At 69.3% G+C, this 18,792-nt stretch carries 17 protein-coding genes; 11 read left to right on the forward strand and 6 right to left on the reverse strand.

The window, feature by feature from the left end:
- From AC4OXY_RS03550 to AC4OXY_RS03560, 3 genes are all read right to left on the reverse strand, one after another.
- Positions 1-597 (reverse strand): SDR family NAD(P)-dependent oxidoreductase, encoded by a 597-nt coding sequence (locus AC4OXY_RS03550; protein WP_491993117.1) that lies wholly within the window; start codon positions 595-597, stop codon positions 1-3.
- 175 nt (positions 598-772) lie between these two features.
- A complete protein-coding gene (locus AC4OXY_RS03555; protein WP_376294920.1) occupies positions 773-1,087 on the reverse strand; it encodes a putative quinol monooxygenase in 315 nt (104 codons plus the stop codon).
- A 113-nt stretch (positions 1,088-1,200) separates the two neighbouring features.
- Positions 1,201-1,575, reverse strand: coding sequence for a nuclear transport factor 2 family protein (locus tag AC4OXY_RS03560; protein ID WP_356038276.1), 375 nt, complete (start codon positions 1,573-1,575; stop codon positions 1,201-1,203).
- 130 nt (positions 1,576-1,705) lie between these two features.
- Between AC4OXY_RS03560 and AC4OXY_RS03565 the strand changes: the two genes are divergently transcribed.
- Complete coding sequence (locus AC4OXY_RS03565; protein WP_491993118.1) at positions 1,706-2,524, forward strand: MerR family transcriptional regulator; 819 nt, start codon at positions 1,706-1,708, stop codon at positions 2,522-2,524.
- 32 nt (positions 2,525-2,556) lie between these two features.
- Positions 2,557-2,793, forward strand: a complete 237-nt coding sequence (locus AC4OXY_RS03570) for a hypothetical protein (protein ID WP_402070069.1) — start codon at positions 2,557-2,559, stop codon at positions 2,791-2,793.
- Between the two features lie 350 nt (positions 2,794-3,143).
- Here the strand turns inward: AC4OXY_RS03570 and AC4OXY_RS03575 are convergent, their stop codons facing one another.
- Complete coding sequence (locus tag AC4OXY_RS03575) at positions 3,144-4,178, reverse strand: Lrp/AsnC family transcriptional regulator (RefSeq protein WP_491993119.1); 1,035 nt, start codon at positions 4,176-4,178, stop codon at positions 3,144-3,146.
- A gap of 107 nt (positions 4,179-4,285) precedes the next feature.
- Between AC4OXY_RS03575 and AC4OXY_RS03580 the strand changes: the two genes are divergently transcribed.
- From AC4OXY_RS03580 to AC4OXY_RS03595, 4 genes are all read left to right on the forward strand, one after another.
- Positions 4,286-5,446, forward strand: coding sequence for an alpha-hydroxy-acid oxidizing protein (locus AC4OXY_RS03580; protein WP_491993120.1), 1,161 nt, complete (start codon positions 4,286-4,288; stop codon positions 5,444-5,446).
- A gap of 282 nt (positions 5,447-5,728) precedes the next feature.
- Complete coding sequence (gene mdlC / locus AC4OXY_RS03585) at positions 5,729-7,348, forward strand: benzoylformate decarboxylase (RefSeq protein ID WP_491993121.1); 1,620 nt, start codon at positions 5,729-5,731, stop codon at positions 7,346-7,348.
- 52 nt (positions 7,349-7,400) lie between these two features.
- Positions 7,401-8,162: an SDR family oxidoreductase gene (locus AC4OXY_RS03590; protein ID WP_491993122.1), complete on the forward strand. Its 762-nt coding sequence runs from the start codon at positions 7,401-7,403 to the stop codon at positions 8,160-8,162.
- Between the two features lie 209 nt (positions 8,163-8,371).
- The gene (locus AC4OXY_RS03595; protein WP_491993123.1) at positions 8,372-11,200 is read left to right on the forward strand and encodes an AAA family ATPase; all 2,829 of its coding nucleotides are present in this window, start codon (positions 8,372-8,374) and stop codon (positions 11,198-11,200) included.
- Between the two features lie 226 nt (positions 11,201-11,426).
- Here AC4OXY_RS03595 and AC4OXY_RS03600 read toward each other — a convergent pair whose 3' ends face one another.
- Positions 11,427-12,008: a UbiX family flavin prenyltransferase gene (locus AC4OXY_RS03600; protein ID WP_402070057.1), complete on the reverse strand. Its 582-nt coding sequence runs from the start codon at positions 12,006-12,008 to the stop codon at positions 11,427-11,429.
- A gap of 298 nt (positions 12,009-12,306) precedes the next feature.
- Between AC4OXY_RS03600 and mdlC (AC4OXY_RS03605) the strand changes: the two genes are divergently transcribed.
- Complete coding sequence (mdlC, locus tag AC4OXY_RS03605) at positions 12,307-13,920, forward strand: benzoylformate decarboxylase (protein WP_491993124.1); 1,614 nt, start codon at positions 12,307-12,309, stop codon at positions 13,918-13,920.
- 372 nt (positions 13,921-14,292) lie between these two features.
- Complete coding sequence (locus AC4OXY_RS03610) at positions 14,293-14,694, forward strand: tautomerase family protein (protein WP_376294945.1); 402 nt, start codon at positions 14,293-14,295, stop codon at positions 14,692-14,694.
- Positions 14,695-15,183: 489 nt separating this feature from the next.
- Here the strand turns inward: AC4OXY_RS03610 and AC4OXY_RS03615 are convergent, their stop codons facing one another.
- Positions 15,184-15,633 (reverse strand): MarR family winged helix-turn-helix transcriptional regulator, encoded by a 450-nt coding sequence (locus AC4OXY_RS03615; RefSeq protein ID WP_067051826.1) that lies wholly within the window; start codon positions 15,631-15,633, stop codon positions 15,184-15,186.
- A 114-nt stretch (positions 15,634-15,747) separates the two neighbouring features.
- On the opposite strand from AC4OXY_RS03615, the gene AC4OXY_RS03620 reads away from it, so the two are divergent.
- The 3 genes from AC4OXY_RS03620 to AC4OXY_RS03630 all read left to right on the forward strand — a co-directional run bounded on the left by AC4OXY_RS03620 (position 15,748) and on the right by AC4OXY_RS03630 (position 18,789).
- Complete coding sequence (locus tag AC4OXY_RS03620; RefSeq protein ID WP_376294947.1) at positions 15,748-16,347, forward strand: non-oxidative hydroxyarylic acid decarboxylases subunit B; 600 nt, start codon at positions 15,748-15,750, stop codon at positions 16,345-16,347.
- Positions 16,347-17,849: a UbiD family decarboxylase gene (locus tag AC4OXY_RS03625; protein WP_491993125.1), complete on the forward strand. Its 1,503-nt coding sequence runs from the start codon at positions 16,347-16,349 to the stop codon at positions 17,847-17,849. Before AC4OXY_RS03620 ends, AC4OXY_RS03625 begins: the two co-directional genes overlap by 1 nt.
- A 307-nt stretch (positions 17,850-18,156) precedes the next feature.
- A complete protein-coding gene (locus tag AC4OXY_RS03630) occupies positions 18,157-18,789 on the forward strand; it encodes a UbiX family flavin prenyltransferase (protein ID WP_351224914.1) in 633 nt (210 codons plus the stop codon).
- Positions 18,790-18,792 lie beyond the last annotated feature (3 nt).

Raw genomic sequence — 18,792 nt, forward strand, 5'->3', positions numbered from 1 at the left:
TCACTCGGCCGCCTTGACGGGGGTCGGCATCAGCGCGTCCCACAACGCGGTGGCCTGGCCGCGATTGCGGGCGCTGAGCTCTTCCAAGTACCAGTCCTGGCCGAGTAGTTGCATCACGCGCGGGATGGCCTCGCCGTCGGGGCCGCTGTAGTAGTGGACCTTCTTGGTGTCGCCGTCGGTGACCATCCGGAACATCACCTCGGCGGTGAGGGCCGGGTCCGAGCGGACGAGGTTGAGCGAGGCGAAGGTGTTCCAGAAGTCGGTGTAGTCCTCGGGAACGTTCTCGGCGCGGTCGACCTTGCTGAAGATCTTGGTCTCGTGGCTGCCGGGGTGCAGCGCCTTGACCTGCACGCCGAATTCGGCGAGTTCCGCGTGCAGGCCCTCGGCGAGGGAGGCGACGGCGGCCTTGGACGCCTCGTAGACCGAGGTGTACGGCAATCCGGCGTCGGCGCTGACGGAGCTGACGTTGACGATGACGCCCGAGCGCTGTTTGCGGAAGATCGGGACGGACGTCTTGTTCAGGGCGATCAGGCCGAAGACGTTGGTCCACCAGCACCTTCTCCAGGCGCGGAAACACCATTCCGAGCAGGCCCTCACACACTGCGGACGATGGCACCGCCGTGACGGTCTGTCACCTCGTCACGAAAATCTTGCGAGACCCGATTCACGTGGCCGCCGCTCAGGTTACGCAGAGTAGCCGGGGGCCCATTCGCGTCGAGCTCCCGGTGCTGGCGTAACGCAGCGGGGCAAGTCTCATCCCGAGTGGGGGCTCTCAGCGAGCTGCGATGCCCTGGCCTTGGTGGATCTCGTCGTAGTAGTGGATCACCAGCGGGCGGGTGAGCATGGCCTCGAAGGTAGCGGTGAAGCCGTGCTCCGTGCGCCAGGTGAGGTAGTCGGTGTAGTTGTGTGCCTCGGTCCATTGGGTCAGGCCGGTCACGTGGTCGGGGTCGTTCTGGTCGCGCAGGATGCGGATGTCTTCGCAGCCCTCGTGTTCAAGGCTCTCGCCCAGGATGTCCAACAGCAGCTTCGCGACGTCGTCGCCGCGGCCGGTTTGGGCGAACAGCTCGGCAGTGACCAGTGTGCTCATGGAATGTTCCTTCCACGAATGGCGACGGACTCGGCCCGGTACCGGCGAGCGCGCGGCCCGAGCACCGCGCGGAGGCGGGGGCAGCCAGGTCAGCCATCGCCGGGGAGCCGCCCTCAGTAGGGAGAGGGCTGGTTGTGCACGATGACCAGCGAGGTGATCTTGCCGTCGGCGACCGTGAGGTAATTGGTGAGCACCAGTTCGTCGGGCAGGTTCGTCTTGTCGTATTCGCCGTCGTAGCGCGCCCGCACAACCATCAGGTTGCCGTGACGCGCGAACTCCGTGACCTTCATCGTGACCTTGTCACCGACGATCTCGCGGTCCAGCCAGGCTCGGATCGAGGCGGGATCGGCGAACTCGCGGCTCGCGTCGTTGACCACGGCGTCGTCGGCGAAGGTCGCCAGGACGGCGTCCGCGTCGAAGGCGTTGACCGCCTCGATATAGGCGGCGACAACATCGGGCAGAGCTGTGGCCTGGGTATTGGTGTTCATGGGAAGTCTCCTCGTAAGGCCTCGGCGCTGTGCGGCGCCTACCGCCGACCCTGGGGCCTACCTGCACGGGAGGGTCAACCGGAGATCGTCCGCTGGACCCTCCAGTTGGGGGAGGGTTGACACTGGTGCCATGCACACGGGCATGACGGTCGGCGAGTTCTCCCGCGCGACCCATCTGAGCGTCAAGACGCTGCGGCACTACCACGACGTCGCGCTGCTCACGCCGGCCGATGTGGACCCGGTAACCGGCTATCGGTACTACTCCCCGGACCAGGTGCCCACCGCTCAGGTGATCGTGCGCCTGCGGAACCTGGACATGCCGGTGGCGGACGTGAAGGCGGTGCTGGCCGCCGAGGACGTGAGCACCCGCAACCAGCTGATCGCCGCGCATCTCGCGCGCCTGGAGAACCGGCTCGCGCAGGCGCAGAGCGCCGTCGAATCGCTGCGCGACCTACTGGCCCGGCCCGTGCACGGGTCGACCATCGAATACCGCACGGTCCGTGACCAGGCGGCCATCGGCATCCGCGAGGTCATCCACCGCCAGGACCTCGCGGGCTGGTGGCAGGGGGCGCTGGGCGAGCTGCACGGCTTCACCACCGCCCGCGGACTGCGCACCACCGGCCCGATGGGCGGTCTCTTCGCGAATGAGCTGCTTGAGGACGAGCACGGGCAGGCGCTGGTGTTCGTCCCGTTCGACGGTGAGGTTCGCCCGGTCGGCCGGATCGACGCCGTGGTCGTGCCCGGCGCGGAACTCGCGGTCGCGGTTCACCACGGGACCCTGCAGACCATAGATCTCACCTACGGCGACCTGGGCACCCATGCCGCGCGCCACGAGATCAGTGTTGACGGCCCGCTGCGCGAGTTCTATCTGCGCAGCCCCGTCGATGTGACCGTCGAGGACGAGTTGGTCACCGAGGTCGGCTGGCCCATCTTCCGCGCGAGCAGCTAGCCGGGCCGTTCGGACGGTACCGACACGGCGTCGTGCTCGCCGGGGACGTCGCCGCGGTCGTGGCGGAGATCCTGGCCGATCCGTCCCGGCGCACCGGCCGCATCTATGAGCTGACCGGCCCCCGCTCGGAGGACATCTCCACCATGGCTCGCCTTCACGCGGAGAATCGATACGACCGCAAGGCGGACGGCGTCGAGCAGGTCACAGGGCGGCCTCCTACCGGGGTGGCCGAATACGTCCGTGAGAACCCCAGCCTGCTCAGTCCCTGAAGCCGAATCCTCGCGGATCGGGTCGCGTAGATGTCAGAAGACGCTTCCGCGAAGTCGTACACATACTGGGCAGCTGGGGCGGTCACGACGCGTGGCCGCAACCGCTCCACGCCGCCATGGGCTTCGAGGACATCCGAGACCAGGTCGCTCATTGTCGCCTGCCCTCCCAGTGAGCCGGGTGCCGTCCAATACCACCTCACGCGTGTCTACTCGAAGCTCCGCATCTGCTCCCGCAGCGAACTGGTTGGGTCAAATCCCTCGCCCTGTTGGCGCTTTCAGCGCGACATGGCTATAGGCACGCTGGGCCCTGACGAACGTGGAGGAGTCGGCGGCGCGGGGCACCGTGTGAGTCACATCTCCGGCTCCGACCAGAAGTCGGGCGGGACGATACCGACGGAGCGGCCGTTGCGGTCCAGGAGGCGCCCCATCAGCTTGTCCTGGCGCAGGGCGATGACGCGGTCGACGATGTCGAGGCTCGGGTGGGTGGTTGCGAGCTGGGTCTCCAGGCGCAGGACGTCGCTGACGGAGTGCAGGCTGGCCTGGAGGATGAGGTTGTGGGGGCCGCTGACGGCGGCGCAGTTGCGGGTCTCGGGCAGACGGACGAGGGCGTGCCCGATCTCGGGGAGATCGGCGGGTGGGACTCTGGCCCAGAGTGTGACCGCAACGGGCCAGCCACCGAGGGGGCGGGCGAAGTCGCAGCGGAACCGCAGCAGGCCGCGTCGGGTGAGCTGTTCGGTGCGGCGTTTTGCGGTGTTGAGGCTGACGCCGAGGTCGCTCGCCAGAGCCTGGTAGGAGGCGCGGCCGTCGTGGGCGAGCCGGGTGATGAGGGCGCGGTCGAAGAGGGTGATCTCGCCCGGGGCGGCAGGGGTTCGGGCCGGGGGCGGGCCGGTCAGCTGGGCACGCTGGGTTGGGTCCAGGGCGGCGATGCGCCATCGGCCGCCCTCGGTGAACATGTGGGTGACGATCCGGGCCTCCACCTTGGTGATACCGGGAAGGCGCGGGAGCAGGTCCAGGGTGTAGCGGGAGAGGGCCGGCAGGTCGCGGGTGGCGACGATGGCGAGGATGTCGTGGCCGGCGGCCGCGCGCTCGATCGTGAGCATGTGGGCGTGGGCGCTCAGTGCCTGGGCGACCCCGGTGGTGGCGCCAGGAGCGCAGTCGATCACGACGAAGGCCACGCAGATCTGCTCGAACAAGCGCGGGCCGGGTGAGAATCCCACCCAGGCGGCGCCCTGCTCGGACAGGCGGCCGAAGCGGCGGGCGACGGTGACCGGGTCGACCTCCAGGGCACGCCCGAGCTCGGTCCATGAGGCCCGCGGCTGCAGCTGCAGGGCGTTGATCAGCGCCAGGTCGTCCTCTGTCAGCAGCGCTGGTGCATCATCCTGCATGGCCCCGCCCTGCGAGGCATAATCCTGCGATTGGCGGCTTTCACGCGTCACTCTCCCATTGTGGACTTCAGGGGCCCGCACCTGTCGAGCGTGAGGAGGGCCGAACCATGGCGTACGGCGACTATCAGGACGAGATCTACATGGACGGGCTGCGCGGGGTGGTGCCGCGCTTCCCGATGACATACGACGAGCTGGAGCCGCTGGCTCAGGCCTCGATGCCCGCCTCGGTGCGCTCCTACGTAATGGCCGGAGCCGGCGACGAGCGCACCCAGCGAGCCAACGTCACCGCGTTCGAACGCTGGGGCCTCGTCCCGCGGATGATGGTGGGGGCCACGGACCGGGATCCGTCCGTCGACTTGTTCGGGGTGCGCCTGCCCTCACCACTGTTCATGGCCCCGGTCGGCGTGATCGGGCTGTGCGCGCAGGACGGCCACGGCGATCTCGCCACGGCCCGTGCCGCCGCCCGCACCGGCGTGCCGATGGTCGCCTCTACCCTGACCGTCGATCCGCTGGAGGAGGTCGCCGCCGAGTTCGGCGCCACCCCGGGCTTCTTCCAGCTCTACACGCCCACAGACCGTGAGCTGGCCGAGAGCCTGGTGCACCGGGCCGAGAAGGCCGGCTTCAAGGGCATCGTGGTCACCTTGGACACCTGGATCACCGGCTGGCGCCCCCGCGACCTCGCCGTCAGCAACTTCCCCCAGCTGCGCGGAAACTGCCTGACCAACTACACCAGCGACCCCGTCTTCCGCGCCCGCCTCGCCCACAGCCCGGAGGACGACCCGGCGGCCGCGGTCGCCGAGTGGGTGCGGATCTTCGGCAACCCCCTCACCTGGGACGACTTGTCCTGGCTACGCTCGATCACCGACCTGCCGCTGATCCTGAAGGGCATCTGCCACCCCGACGACGTCCGCCGCGCCAAGGACGGCGGCGTGGACGGCATCTACTGCTCCAACCACGGCGGCCGCCAGGCCAACGGCGGCCTGCCCGCCCTCGACGTTCTGCCCGGCGTGGTCCAGGCCGCCGACGGCACGCCCGTCCTGTTCGACTCCGGTGTCCGCACGGGAGCCGACATCATCAAGGCCATCGCCCTCGGCGCCACCGCCGTCGGCATTGGCCGCCCCTACGCGTACGGCCTCGCCTACGGCGGCGAGGCCGGTGTCGTCCACGTCCTGCGGTCCCTGCTCGCCGAAGCAGACCTGATCATGGCCGTCGACGGCTATCCCACCCTCGCCGACCTCGCCCCCGAGGCCCTCCGCCGCCTCACCTGACAGCCGCCGACCAGTCGGGGCGGACGCATCGGCGGTACCTCGCTCACCGAGTGGTCGGCCATGGTCCACGTCCTCAGCGACCTGGGCCCAGCCCTCCAATCAGGCTCGTCACCGAACGGTGTGTGTATGTCATGACACGTTCCCATTTGTGCCGCAGGATCAGACTGGCGCACGCTTCCGGCACCCCACGACGCCGAAGACGGCACTCGACACCGCATGGAATAGCGCGCACCCCTCCACCAGACCCATCGAACCAGAAACCCAGCCCCAGCAAGGAAGTCGATGGCAACCATGACTGAGAAGTCCACCGTCCGCAGCGTGACCTACGACCTGCTGCGAACCCTGAAACTCACCACGGTCTTCGGTAATCCCGGTTCCACCGAGCAGCCGTTCCTGCAGGAATTCCCCGAGGACTTCACCTACGTCCTGGCACTGCAGGAGGCTTCCGTCATCGCGATGGCCGACACCTTCGCCCAGGTCACCGGCCGACCCGCGCTGGTCAATCTGCACTCCTCGGCCGGGATGGGAAACGCGGTGGGCAACCTGGTGGCGGCCTACCACGGCAACACACCCCTGATCATCACCTCCGGCCAGCAGCACCGGGAGCTGGTGATCGGCGACCCGTATCTCGGCAACCGAGAGGCCGTCACGCTGCCCAAGCCGTGGGTGAAGTGGTCGTACGAACCGGCCCGCGCCGAAGATGTACCCGAGGCTTTCATGCGGGCCTACGCGGAGGCACTGCAGCCGCCGACGGGCCCGGTGTACCTGTCGATTCCCATGGACGACTGGAAGCGGCCCCTGTCCGGCTTCACCCGGGTGCGGACAGTCAGCTGCCGCGTCGCCCCCGACACCGCGCGACTGCGCATGTTCGCCGATCGCATCTCGGCCAGCCGTCGTCCCGCGCTGGTCTTCGGTCCGGAGGTGGACCGGGCCGGTGGCTGGGACGCGGCCGTCGCCCTGGCGGAGAAGCTGCGCGCGGCCGTCTACGGCGCCCCGCTGCTGGACCGGGCTTCCTTCCCCGAGGACCACCCCCTCTTCGGCGGCCCGCTCGGCATGTCGGTGAAGACCATCAGCGATCGGTTGACAGGCCACGACCTGGTAGTCGTGATCGGCGCGGAGGTGTTCCGCTACTACCCCTACGTGCCCGGGCCGTACCTGCCGGAGGGCACGGAGCTGCTGCAGATCACCGGCAACCCGTCGGTGGCCGCGGCGGCGCGGGTCGGTGACAGCCTCCTGGGCGATCCCAAGACGGCGATCGAGCTGCTCCTGGACATGGTCGCTGAGGGTTCGGCGCGGACCGCGCCGGAACCGATGCCGCGGCCCCGCGAGCTCCCCCAGGCGCCGAACACCCCGCTCACCCCGCCGGAGGTGTACGCCACCCTCAGCAGGGTCCGGCCGGCCGACGCGGTCATCGTCAACGAGTCGACCTCCACGATGGCGCAGCAGATCGAGTGGCTCCCCACCAGCCGGACCGGATCGTTCTTCGCCACGGCCAGCGGAGGCATCGGCTGGGGCACCCCGGCCGCCGTCGGCGTCGCACTCGGCGACCGGGACAGGGGCGCCGAACGGCCGGTGATCGGCCTGATCGGCGACGGCTCCTTCCAGTACTCCGTGCAGGCCATCTACACGGCTGCCCAGCACAACCTCCCGATCGTGTACGTGGTCATGCGCAACCAGGAGTACTCCATCCTCAAGTCGTTCGCCGTGCTGGAGGAGACCCCCGGGGTGCCGGGGCTCGACCTGCCCGGGCTCGACATCGCCTCCGTCGCCCGCGGCTTCGGATGCCGGGCGGTCGACGTGGAGACCACCGAGGACCTGGAGCGCGAGTTCAAGTCGGCCCTGGCCGCCGGCACCACCACCGTCATCGTCGTCGCCACGCAGCCCCAGAAGGCGATGTTGTAGGCCGCGCGGATCGCACGGTCGAGGAAAGAACAGCGGAGAGAGGACAACAAACATGGACTTCGGACTGAAGGACCGGGTGTACATAGTCACCGGCGGCACCCGCGGGCTGGGCATGGCCGCCGCGCGCGAGCTGGTGGCGGACGGCGCGCGGGTGGTCGTCAGCGGCCGCGACGAGAAGTCGGTCGCCGCCGCTCAAGCCGACCTCGGCGGCCCGGGGCAGGCAGTCGGCGTCGTGGCCGACAACGCCGACACCGACACTCCGCAGCGGCTGATCACCGCGGCTCGCGACACCTTCAAACGGCTGGACGGGGTGCTCATCAGCGTCGGCGGACCCCCCGCGGGCACCTCGGACACCATCGACGACGACCAGTGGCGCGCCGCCTTCGAGTCGGTCTTCCTCGGCGCGGTGCGGCTCTCCCGCGCAGTCGCGGCCGAGCTGGGCGAGGGAGGTGCCATCGGCTTCGTCCTCTCCAGCTCCGTGTACGAGCCCATTCCCGGCCTCGCGATCTCCAACGCCCTGCGGCCGGGCCTGGCCGGTTACGCGAAGAACCTCGCCAACGAGCTGGGCCCCAGAGGCATCCGTGTTGTCGGCCTCGTGCCCGCCCACATCGAGACCGACCGGCTACGCGAACTCGACGCACGGCACGGTGACGCTGACGCTGCCCGCGAACGCGCCACCGCCGGCGTCCCCCTGCGCCGCTACGGAACCCCGGACGAGTTCGGCCGCAGCGCCGCCTTCCTGCTCTCGCCCGCAGCGTCGTACCTCACGGGCGTGATGCTGTCGATCGACGGCGGCGTTCGCAAAGGCTTCTAGAGTCTCCGCGGTCAAGACCTCGAACCGAGCGGGTTCACGCTGGGGCGGTCGCCGGGGAAGCGCCGAGACCGTATGGCCGCCCTTGCGCCGCAAGCGCCGTACGGCGGTGAAAACAAGCACGCCATCGGCCTGAGCACACCCCGTGAGGTGGCCGGTACGCGCACGGTCGGCGTTGTGCCGTGCTACGAGCGGAACCTATCCTCACCACTGTGGCGACTTCCGAGAGCCGGAGGTATCCCGCGCAGCCCGCCGGTTGCGACTCTGGCGGCCTCGTGGGGCGCGCGCACGAGCTGGCGCTGATCGACTCGCTGTTCGCCGATCAGGATCGCACCGGGTACGGCCCCGTCGGCCGCGGGTTGCTCCTGCGTGGTGACCCAGGGGTCGGGAAGACCGCGCTGCTCGACGTCGCCGCGGCCCGGTCGAGTGCCGTCGGCAGGCGTGTGCTGCGCGCCTACGGCGCGGAGTTCGAGGCCGGGATCAGTTTCGCGATGATCCACCAGATGCTCTACCCACTGCGCGCGGACGCCGATCTCCTGCCCGGCCCGCAGCGCGATGTCCTGTGCCGGCTCTTCGACCTGACGCCGACGGCTCTCCCGGACCCGCTGACCGCCGGGACAGCCGTACTCGCCCTGCTCGGCGCGGCCGCCGCCGAATGCCCGCTGCTGCTGGTGGCCGATGACGCGCCGTGGATCGACCCGGCCAGCGCCACGGTACTGGCCTTCGCCGTGCGCCGGCTGGGCCAAGCCCCTGTGGCACTGCTGGCCGCTGCCCGTACCGGGCTGAAAGGGTTTCTCCACCACGTCGGGCTGCCGGAACGGAAGGTGCCACCCCTGGACGACCAGTCGGCGGCGGAACTTGTGGAGGCCCGGTGGCCGGGCCTGGCGCCAACCGTGCGGCGCCGGCTGCTGGCCCAGGCCGCGGGTAACCCGCTGGCCCTCCAGGAGCTACCGACGACTCTGAACGACAGGCAGCGCTCCGGCGCACAGCCGGTGCCCAGCGTGCTGCCCCTGTCCGAGCGGCTGCTGGACACCTTCGCCCCCGAGCTCGACCAGCTGCCCGGCGCGACCAGAAAGGCACTCCTGCTGGCCGCACTGGCGGCCGACGACGACCTGGACACCATCAGGGCCACGACCCGATGCTCGCTGGACCTGGACGACCTGGCCCCCGCACAGCGGGCCCGGCTGGTCCACGCCGACACCGCCTCCGGACAGGTCACCTTCAGCCATCCGCTGACCCGCTCGGCGGTTGTGTACCTGGCCCCGCCGGGCGAGCGCCGGGCCGTGCACCAGGCACTCGCCGAGGTACTGGTCTTCGATCCCGAGCGGCAGGCGTGCCATCTGGCCGAGGCGAGCACCGGACCCGACGAGGCGGTGGCTCGGGCGCTGGACAAGGCGGCCCTGCTCGCGCGGCTGCGCGGCCGTGCCTCGACCGCGGTGGCCACCCTGGTGCGCGCGGCTGAACTCAGCCCGCACCCCGGAGACCGCTCCCGGCGCCTGGTCGAGGCCGCCCACCTCGCCACCATGGCCGGACAGCTCGACCAGGTCACCTGGCTGCTGGCGGACGCCGGGCAGACCCCGCAGACCCCGGATGCGCTGGTTTTCGCCGCCACCGCCCACCTGCTCACGAACGACGAAGGCGACGTTTCCGCCGCGTACCGGCTGCTGACCCGGGCGCTCGACGCCGGCGAGGATGCCGGGCCGGAATCCTGGGACAGGTACGGCATCCTCTACGCGCTGCTGCTGGTCAGCCTCTACACCCTGCGGCCGGAGCCGTGGGAGCTGCTCAGGAAGGCCATGGTCCGCTTCGAGCCCGAGCAGGTCGTCCCGTTCCAGCTGTGTTACGACGCGTACGTCGATCCCACCCGGGCCTCGGACGCCATCCGGGAGGGCCTGGCCCGCGCCTTCGCCGCGCTCCCGCCGGCCGCTGCGCCCTGGGAAGTGATTCCGCTGGCCTTCGCCGCGGTCGCGATGGACACCCTGTCCGACTACCGCTACGCGGTCCGCGGCATGATCGAGCGGGAACGCGACGGCGGCGCCATCGCCATGGTGGTGCCCGCGCTGATGCTGCTCTGCCAGGACTCCTACGTACACGGCCGGTGGGACGAGGCCGAGAACCTCGCGCAGCAGGGGCTGGAGTTGGCGACGGGCTATGGCTACTCGTTCTGGGAGCGGCAGATCCGGGCCGTGCTGGCCTCCGGTGCCGCGCTGCGCGGCGATGTGGACCTGGCCCGGGCCCGCAGCAAGGAGACCACCACCTGGGCGGCGCCCCGGGGCATGGGCGTCACCATGGGGTACGCCCGCTCGGCCAGCCATCTCGCGGCCATGGGCCAAGGCGACTTCGAGGAAGCCCACACCCAAGTGGCGCAGATCGACCCGCCCAGCGCCCCCAGCGCCGGCATCCCCAACCGGTGGGTGGTGCTCGACCTGGTCGAGGCGGCGATGCGCACCGGCCGCCGCGAGGAGGCCCGCGCACACGTCGTCGCCGCCCAGCAGGCGGGCCTCCCCCGCATCGGCACGCGCATCGCGATCATCACGGCCGGAGCCGCGGCCGTGGCCGCGGACGACGACGAGGCCGGCGCCCTGTTCGAGGCGGCCCTGGCCCTGCCCGAAGCCGCCCGCTATCCCTGGGAGCAGGCACGTATCCAGTTCGCCTACGGACAGTGGCTGCGCCGCACCCGGGACACCGCCCGCGCCCGCATCCAACTGCGTGCCGCCATGGAGACCTTCGACCGGATCGGCGCGCGAGCGATGGTGCAACGCGCCCGCAACGAACTGCGCGCGACCGGCGTGGCCGCCGCCACGCACTCCGACCCGGCAGCACCCGAACTGACCGCCCAGGAAAGGCAGATCGCCGAATTGGCCGCCACCGGGCTCACCAACAAGGAAATCGGCGCCCGCCTGTTCCTGTCCCACCGCACGGTCGGCTCCCACCTGCACCGGATCTTCCCGAAACTCGGCATCACCACCCGCGCCGCGCTGCGCGCCGCACTGGAAGCCGGCGCCCACGAAGCCCATTCCGAGGGTCAATTCCAGTCGTAGACGCGCACGGCCTACACCTCCGGTACGACGGCTTCGTCGGCCACGAGCCGGTCCGCGGGTCGGGTGTCGTGTTTGCAGGGCAGGGAGGCGGCGTCCACCCGCGGCGGCGGAAGCGGTGGCTTGGTGAGCCGCGCCCGTAGGCGAGGCCGTGGCGGGTGTCCCGAGCGCTTCGAGTTCACAAAGGTGGGTCCGGAGGTCGGTAATCGCGGACATCGGTGCTGGTTCCCTACAGCGCTGGCGAGTGGGACATGCCGTTCCAGCGCTGTGCCGACGGCACGTGAATGTCCAACTGGTCCAGGACGCGGACGACGACATGGCTGACCGGATCCCCGATCGTCTCGGGACGGTAGTAGCAGGCTGGCATCGGCGGGACGATCCGAGCCCCCATACGCGTGAGCGCCAGCATGTTGTCCAGGTGACTCTCGCTGAGCGGGTCCCGTGCCACGAGTACCAATCGGCGCCCGGCCTTCAGCGTCACGTCGGCCGCACGGGAAATGAGCCCCTCGGCACAGCCGGTGCATATTCCGGCCAGGGTCTTCAAGCCGCACGGCGCGATGACCATGGCGTCCCCCCGGAACGACCCCGACGAGATCGGCGCGCCCTGGTCGTTCCACGCGTACGTCGCGTCCGCGAGGTCGGTGACCTCGTGCGCCGACAATCCGGTCTCCCGTCGCACGGTCGACCTGGCCCACGGGGACAACACCAGATGGGTCTCCACATCCGGCTGCTGCCGCAGTCGGCGCAACAATTCGACACCGAACACGGCTCCGGTCACCCCCGTCATCCCCACGATCATTCTCCGTGGCATGGGTATCCACCGCCTCCGCACGCGATCACTTCGAGCGGAACTACCCACGCATCGTGAAGGTCCTGAGTGCGAACGAGCCGCTCGAAACTGGCTGCGACCGATTCTCACCACGCGGCGGGGCCGTTCCGCATGCGTCAGATGACTGAACAATCCGGGAGCGGTCGGGCAGGGAGGCAACCGACTGACGTGCATGCAGTCAATCGACCGAAGACGAGGCCGTGAGCCGCGACGTAGTTTCGCGCTCAGTCGATGTTCTGAGTCTCGCCGTCGATGCTCCGCACAGCCGAAGGACGCCATCATGACCGAGAACTCCACTGTCCACAGCGTCACCTACGACCTGCTGCGCTCCCTGCAGCTCACCACGGTGTTCGGGAATCCCGGGTCGACCGAGCAGACCTTCCTGCAGGAGTTCCCCGAGGACTTCCAGTACGTCCTGGCCCTCCAGGAGGCGTCGGCCATCGCGATGGCCGACGCCTTCGCACAGGTCACGCGCCGCCCGGCGCTGGTCAACCTGCACTCCTCAGCGGGCCTGGGCAACGCGCTGGGCAACCTCGTCGCCGCCTACCGGGGGAACACCCCGCTCATCGTCACTTCGGGGCAGCAGCACCGGGAACTGCTGATCGGCGAGCCCTACCTGGGCAACCGCGAGGCCACCACGATGCCCCAGCCTTGGGTGAAGTGGTCGTACGAGCCCGCCCGGGCCCAGGACGTCCCCGAAGCCTTCCTGCGCGCCTACGCGATCGCGCTCCAGCCCCCGACGGGACCGGTCTACCTCTCCATCCCGATGGACGACTGGAACCAGCCCCTGGACGGCTTCACCCGGACACGCACCGTCAGCGAGCGGGTCGCCCCCGACACCGAGCGGCTGCGGCGCTTCGCCGACCGCATCTCCGCGAGCCGTAACCCCGCCCTGGTCTTCGGACCCGAGGTGGACCGCGCCGGCGGCTGGGACGCGGCGGTCGCCCTGGCCGAGAAACTGCGCGCGGCCGTCTACGGCGCCCCGCTGCTGGACCGCGCTTCCTTTCCCGAGGACCACCCCCTCTTCGGCGGCCCGCTCGGCATGTCGGTCAAGACCATCAGCGACCGGCTGACCGGACACGACCTCGTGATCGTGATCGGCGCCGAGGTCTTCCGCTACTACCCCTACGTGCCCGGGCCGTACCTGCCGGAGGGCACCGAACTGCTGCACATCACCGCCGACCCCGCCGTCGCCTCGTACGCACGCATGGGCGACAGCCTCCTCAGCGACACCAGGACAGCCATCGAACTGCTGGTGGACCTGGTCGAGGAAGGCACGGCGCGCACCGCACCCGCACCGATGCCGCGGCCCCGGCGGCTCCCGCGGACCCCCAGCAGCGGCCCGCTGTCCCCGCCTGAGGTCTACGCCGCACTGAGCAGGGTCAGGCCCGCCGACGCGGTCATCGTGAACGAGTCGACCTCCACGATGGCGCAGCAGATCGAGTGGCTCCCGACCATCCGGTCCGGATCGTTCTTCGCCACGGCCAGCGGAGGCATCGGCTGGGGCACCCCGGCCGCCGTCGGCGTCGCACTCGGCGACCGCGCCAACGGGGTCAGCCGTCCGGTGATCGGGCTGATCGGCGACGGTTCCTTCCAGTACTCCGTGCAGGGAATCTGGACCGCGGCCCAGCACCAGCTGCCGGTCGTGTACGTGGTCATGCGGAACCGGGAGTACTCCATCCTCAAGTCCTTCGCGGTACTGGAGGAGACCCCGGGCGTGCCGGGCCTGGACCTGCCCGGCATCGACATCGCCTCCCTGGCCCGCGGCTACGGCTGCCGCACCGCCGAGGTGGAGACCGCGGAAGAGCTGGAGAAGGCGTTCAACGCGGCGCTGCACGCCGACTCCATCACCGTCATCGTGGTCTCCACCCAGCCCCAGAAGGCCGCGCTGTAGCGCTGGTTCAGAGCACGCCAGGGCACCCCGTCGAACGACCGTCGCCGACCCACGAAGCAAGGGACAGCAGCCATGGACTTCGGACTGAAGGACCGGGTGTGCCGCGCGCGAACTGGGGGCGGACGGCGCGAGAGTGGTCGTCAGCGGCCAAGAGCGTGTACCGAGCGGGTGTCCATGCCGGGGCGTCCCGGGAGCGCCGAACTGGGCGGCCAGTACTCGCCCGTACCAGTCCGGCGTGCCGCGGCCGGAAGCCACCACTGGTGGGGCGGCCCGACGGGGAAGCAAGGGCTTCGCGGTCTGCGGGACTGCGGCGCCGGCTTCCCGAACCAAGTCGGCGGCGTTACGGATCACGTCGAGGAAAGGAGATTCGTCATGCCCGTCTACACCTGTACTGCTGCGCAGGGATCGCTGACCAGCGAGGTGAAGGCCCTGCTGGCAGCCGAGATCACCCGGATCCACTTGGATATCAACCATGTTTCACCGGCCTACGTCAACGTGGTCTTCTCCGAGCTGCCTGCAGACAGTGTCTTCGCGGGCGGGCAGCCGGCGACACCACTGATCGTCACTGGCTGGGTGCGACGGGGCCATCCGCAGAAGGAGGCGACGCGACTGGCTCTGGAGCTGTCCTCGGCGATCGCCCGGATTTCCGGCCTGGACGAGCGCCAAACCATGGTGGTGCTGCAGGACGGACCTGCCGGGTCCGCTGTGGAGGGCGGTCGTGTGCTGCCCGAACCAGGTGAGGAAGAGCAGTGGCTGCGCCGGGCCGGTGGCTGAAGGGCACGTGTGTCTTTCTGCTTGTCCATGCCGGGGGCCATCGACCAGCCCGCAGGACAGCGACTCACTGTCGAGCCAGGGCGGTTCGGCATCGGCGTCGTCCAGTACCACTCGCTTCTGAACGGTGTGAGGGTGATCGCTTGATGGCGGCAGGGATCCCGTGCGGTCTCGGGATGCGCGCGCCATCGGCCGTGCGGCGCTGGACCGCGCGGACCGGTACCCGGCGCTGCCTCCTCGCATGGACAGATCGCGAGGCCCGTGCGCATCTCCCGGACGATAAGTGCGGCGGGCGCCGGACACTGATCCGCTGGCCACCGCTCACGGGGAAGCGGACCGCGTCACCCGCGGCCGGCGCGCCGGTAGTCTCGAGTCCGACCGAGCCGTGGGTCACGAACAGCTCGACAACAGGCGCCACGAAACCATCGGCTCCGCGCCCCGGCCCCGGAGACAGGGACGGCACGACACGACGCCCCTTTCCTGACTCCCTCACTACGGCTGCTGGTCGCGGCCTGCGTCTCCGAGTTCCTTGAGCAGCAGGGTCAGGGTCGCGAGCCGCTCGGGTCCGAGCAGCTCCTCGATCCAGCGGCTTGTCTCCTGTGCCTGCTGGCGGCCCAGAGCCGCTCGTTCGTGCCCGGCAGGAGTCAGGGAGACCAGTTGCCGGCGGCGGTTGCCGGGATCCGTGCTCTTGGTGATCAGGCCGCGGGCCACGAGCCGGTCGAGAAGGGGAGTGAGTGTCGACCGGTCGACCGCGGCGAGGGCGCCCAGCGTCTTCTGGTCGAGGCTTCCGCGCTCGTCCAGGACGTGAAGCACCGCGAACTGCGGAGGCGTGAGGTCACCGCTGCGCAGCTGCCACGAGGCGTTCACCGCCTGCGAGGCGCGTCGCAGCTGGTGGGCCATGCCGTCTTCCAGCGTCCCGTCGTATCGCGCTCCGGTCGTCATAAGTACAGGCTACCTCCGTATACGGTCAGTCGGTACACGGACTGTTTGCAATCGGAAGTTTCGGCAGCTACATTGTTCCGTGTACGGACTTACCGTGTACGGAAGGTGCATCCCATGTCCCGACGTGTGATCTTGGGAATGACCGGAGCGACCGGCGCCGTCTTCGGTGTCGAACTGCTTCGCCGACTGCGGGAGCAGCCGGATGTGGAGACTCATCTCGTTCTGTCCCAATGGGCCAGGGCGACCATCCATCTGGAGACCGACCTGTCGGTCCGCGAAGTCACCGACCTGGCCGACGTGACCTATACGTGGAACGACCAAGGGGCGGCAATCTCATCAGGTTCATTCCGCGTGGACGGAATGATTGTCGCGCCGTGCAGCATGAAGACACTCGCCGGAATCCGAACCGGATATGCCGACGGTCTCATCCCCCGAGCTGCCGACGTCACGCTGAAGGAGCGCCGCCCCTTGGTGCTCGTACCGAGGGAGACCCCGCTCAGCGAGATCCATCTCGAGAACATGCTGGCGCTCTCGCGCATGGGAGCGAGGATCGTGCCGCCGATGCCGGCCTTCTACAGCCGTCCGAAAACCATTCACGAGCTCGTTGAGCATGTCGTTGTCCGAGTCCTGGACCAACTCGATATCCAGGTGGCTTCGGCGCAGCGCTGGGACGGAATGCCGCGCCCCTCCGAACTGAAAGGCGTAACCAACTGATGTCTGAAATCAATGACTTCCGGTCCTACATCTCCGAGCTCGAAGAGCTGGGGGACATTCAACGGATCTCACGCGTGATCGATCCGAACCTGGAAGCGTCGGCCATCACTCGTCGGTCCACCGAGAACGGCAGGCCCGCCCCGTTCTTCGAGCACCTCAGCGGAGTCGACGAGGGGTTCCGCATGATCGGCGCCCCGGGTGCCCTGTCGAGCATTCCCGGGCATCCGCTGGCGCGGGTCTCCCTCTCTCTCGGTCTGCCGCACACGACGACCGCAGCCGAACTGGTCGAACACCTCAGGGAAGCAGGCACCAAGGAACTGCTCCCACCTCGGCGGGTGGCAGCCGACTCGGCGCCCTGCAAGCAGAACATCCTGACGGGTGACGAAGCCCGTCTCGACCGGTTCCCCATTCCACGCGTGCACCAGGACGACGGCGGCCCCTACGTCAACACCTGGGGCGTGATCATCGCCAGGACGCCGGACGGCCGATGGACGAACTGGTCCATCTCCCGAATCATGAAGATCGACGACCAGCACATGACCGGACTGGTGCTGCCGAGCCAGCACCTCGGCATGATCTGGCGCGAGTGGGAGGCCATCGGTGAGCCGATGCCCTACGCCCTCGTGCAGGGAGGCGACCCGGGCATTGCCGTCGTCGGCGGAATGACCGTCCCGACCGAGGTCGACGAGGGCGCGTATCTCGGAGCGGTGCTGGGCAAGCCGGTCGACGTCGTTAAGTGCGAGACGAACGATCTGGAGGTGCCGGCCTCCGCCGAGGTCGTCATCGAGGGACACCTGTCCGCGACCCGCGACGCCGTGGAGGGTCCGTTCGCGGAGTTCCACGGCTGGGCACTGCCCGAGACGTCGCCGCAGCCGCTTTTCAGTATCGAGGCGATCACCTACCGGGACGACCCGATCTGGCCGCTGGCCGCCGCCGGCCGGCCTGTCGACGACTCGCACGTCGCACCGGCTGCCGGCATCTCCGCAGAGGTCGTCGCGGTACTGCGGAAGGCGGGGCTGCCGATCACGACGGCATGGCTCCCGCTCGGTGCAGCCTGCTTCTGGACGGTGATCACCGTCCCGCAGAACTGGCGCGACTCGCTGCCGGGGATGGACACCGCGCGCTTCGTGCACCGCATCGGCGAGGTGCTGAACGGCACCCGGGTGGGGCGGCTCTCCCCCGTCGTCTACGTCCTCGACGACGACGTGGATCCGTCGAACGACTCGGATCTGCTCTGGGCACTGGCCACCAGGGTGCACCCGTCCCTCCGCCAGGAGCAGTGGCACGGACCGATCATGCCGTGGTACCCGTGCTTCACCGAGGAGGAACTGCACAACGGCTGGGGAGCCATCGTCGTGCACGACGCCCTGCTCCCGGCGATGGGAAGCGGACGCGTACCGCCCGCAACGTTCGACGGCGTCTTCCCGGCAGATGTGCGCGCCAAGGTCCTCGCCGCCGAATCCGAGTCGGCAGGCGACACCGGCTCTGCCGCATCGCGCTGACGCCTGGGTGCCGCGGATCGCGGGAGGTATCCACCAGGTGGCCGTCTCCCGACCGGCATGCTCGGCCGTCGGCCTCGAGGGACCCTCCGCTCGGGGCCGGCGGCTGCCACCGCCCGGGTGAATGAGTCATCACGACAAGCCGCCGGCCGAGTGACTCATGGGATTTGGCGCTCACCTGGCGAGGTACCGATCAGCGTGCGTGTCGGACCGACGCGGACAGCGGTCCTCAACGACGGCCTCGAGACCTGCATTCGTCAGGCACGAGAAGGTGCGGTCGCCAGCCCGATGCGTCAGGAAGGGGACAGACGTGACCCAGCAGAATGTGACAGTTGCTGTCACGGGAGCAGGCGGCACCGGAGTGGCCAAAGCCTTGCTCGCCTCACTTCAGAGAGACGACCGGGTCGGCCACGTCAACCTTCTGGTGTCGGCCAACGGGCGCAAGCTGGTGGCGTTCGAATTCCAGACCGGCGAAGATCCGGACTCGGTGGTCCAGGCCCTGGAGGCCACGTCGACGAAAGTCCGCTTCCTCGATCCGGCCGACATGTCAGGACCGGTGACCAGCGGCAGCTACCCCACCGACGCCATGATCATCCTGCCGTGTGCCGCTGGCGTACTCGGACGCATCGCTCACGGCCAGACCGAGAGCCTCATCGAGCGAGCCGCGGACGTGATGCTGAAGCAACGGCGCAAACTCGTCCTCTGTCTCCGGGAAGCACCGCTGAACCTCATCCACCTGCGCAACATGGTCGCTGTCACGGAGGCGGGAGCCACCGTGTACCCGATGATCCCGACGTACTACAACGTGCCGGAGACACTCGCGCAACTGCGGGACGAGTTCGTCGAACGCGTCCTGCAGTTCCTGGGCCTGCCCGGCACCGATCGCTACCAGTGGGACGGCACCGACACCACAGCGCGACGCGAGCACACTCAGGCGCGGTAGCGG

The organism is Streptomyces sp. HUAS MG56, assembly GCF_058673395.1.

Coding starts and splice junctions, on each gene's coding strand:
- AC4OXY_RS03600 (WP_402070057.1), bottom strand. CDS start 12,008: ATGCCACGGAGAATGATCGTGGGGATGACGGGGGTGACCGGAGCCGTG.
- AC4OXY_RS03555 (WP_376294920.1), bottom strand. CDS start 1,087: ATGAGCACACTGGTCACTGCCGAGCTGTTCGCCCAAACCGGCCGCGGC.
- AC4OXY_RS03575 (WP_491993119.1), bottom strand. CDS start 4,178: ATGCAGGATGATGCACCAGCGCTGCTGACAGAGGACGACCTGGCGCTG.
- mdlC (WP_491993121.1), top strand. CDS start 5,729: ATGGCAACCATGACTGAGAAGTCCACCGTCCGCAGCGTGACCTACGAC.
- AC4OXY_RS03580 (WP_491993120.1), top strand. CDS start 4,286: ATGGCGTACGGCGACTATCAGGACGAGATCTACATGGACGGGCTGCGC.
- AC4OXY_RS03615 (WP_067051826.1), bottom strand. CDS start 15,633: ATGACGACCGGAGCGCGATACGACGGGACGCTGGAAGACGGCATGGCC.
- AC4OXY_RS03560 (WP_356038276.1), bottom strand. CDS start 1,575: ATGAACACCAATACCCAGGCCACAGCTCTGCCCGATGTTGTCGCCGCC.
- AC4OXY_RS03590 (WP_491993122.1), top strand. CDS start 7,401: ATGGACTTCGGACTGAAGGACCGGGTGTACATAGTCACCGGCGGCACC.
- AC4OXY_RS03625 (WP_491993125.1), top strand. CDS start 16,347: ATGTCTGAAATCAATGACTTCCGGTCCTACATCTCCGAGCTCGAAGAG.
- AC4OXY_RS03565 (WP_491993118.1), top strand. CDS start 1,706: ATGCACACGGGCATGACGGTCGGCGAGTTCTCCCGCGCGACCCATCTG.
- AC4OXY_RS03620 (WP_376294947.1), top strand. CDS start 15,748: ATGTCCCGACGTGTGATCTTGGGAATGACCGGAGCGACCGGCGCCGTC.
- AC4OXY_RS03610 (WP_376294945.1), top strand. CDS start 14,293: ATGCCCGTCTACACCTGTACTGCTGCGCAGGGATCGCTGACCAGCGAG.
- mdlC (WP_491993124.1), top strand. CDS start 12,307: ATGACCGAGAACTCCACTGTCCACAGCGTCACCTACGACCTGCTGCGC.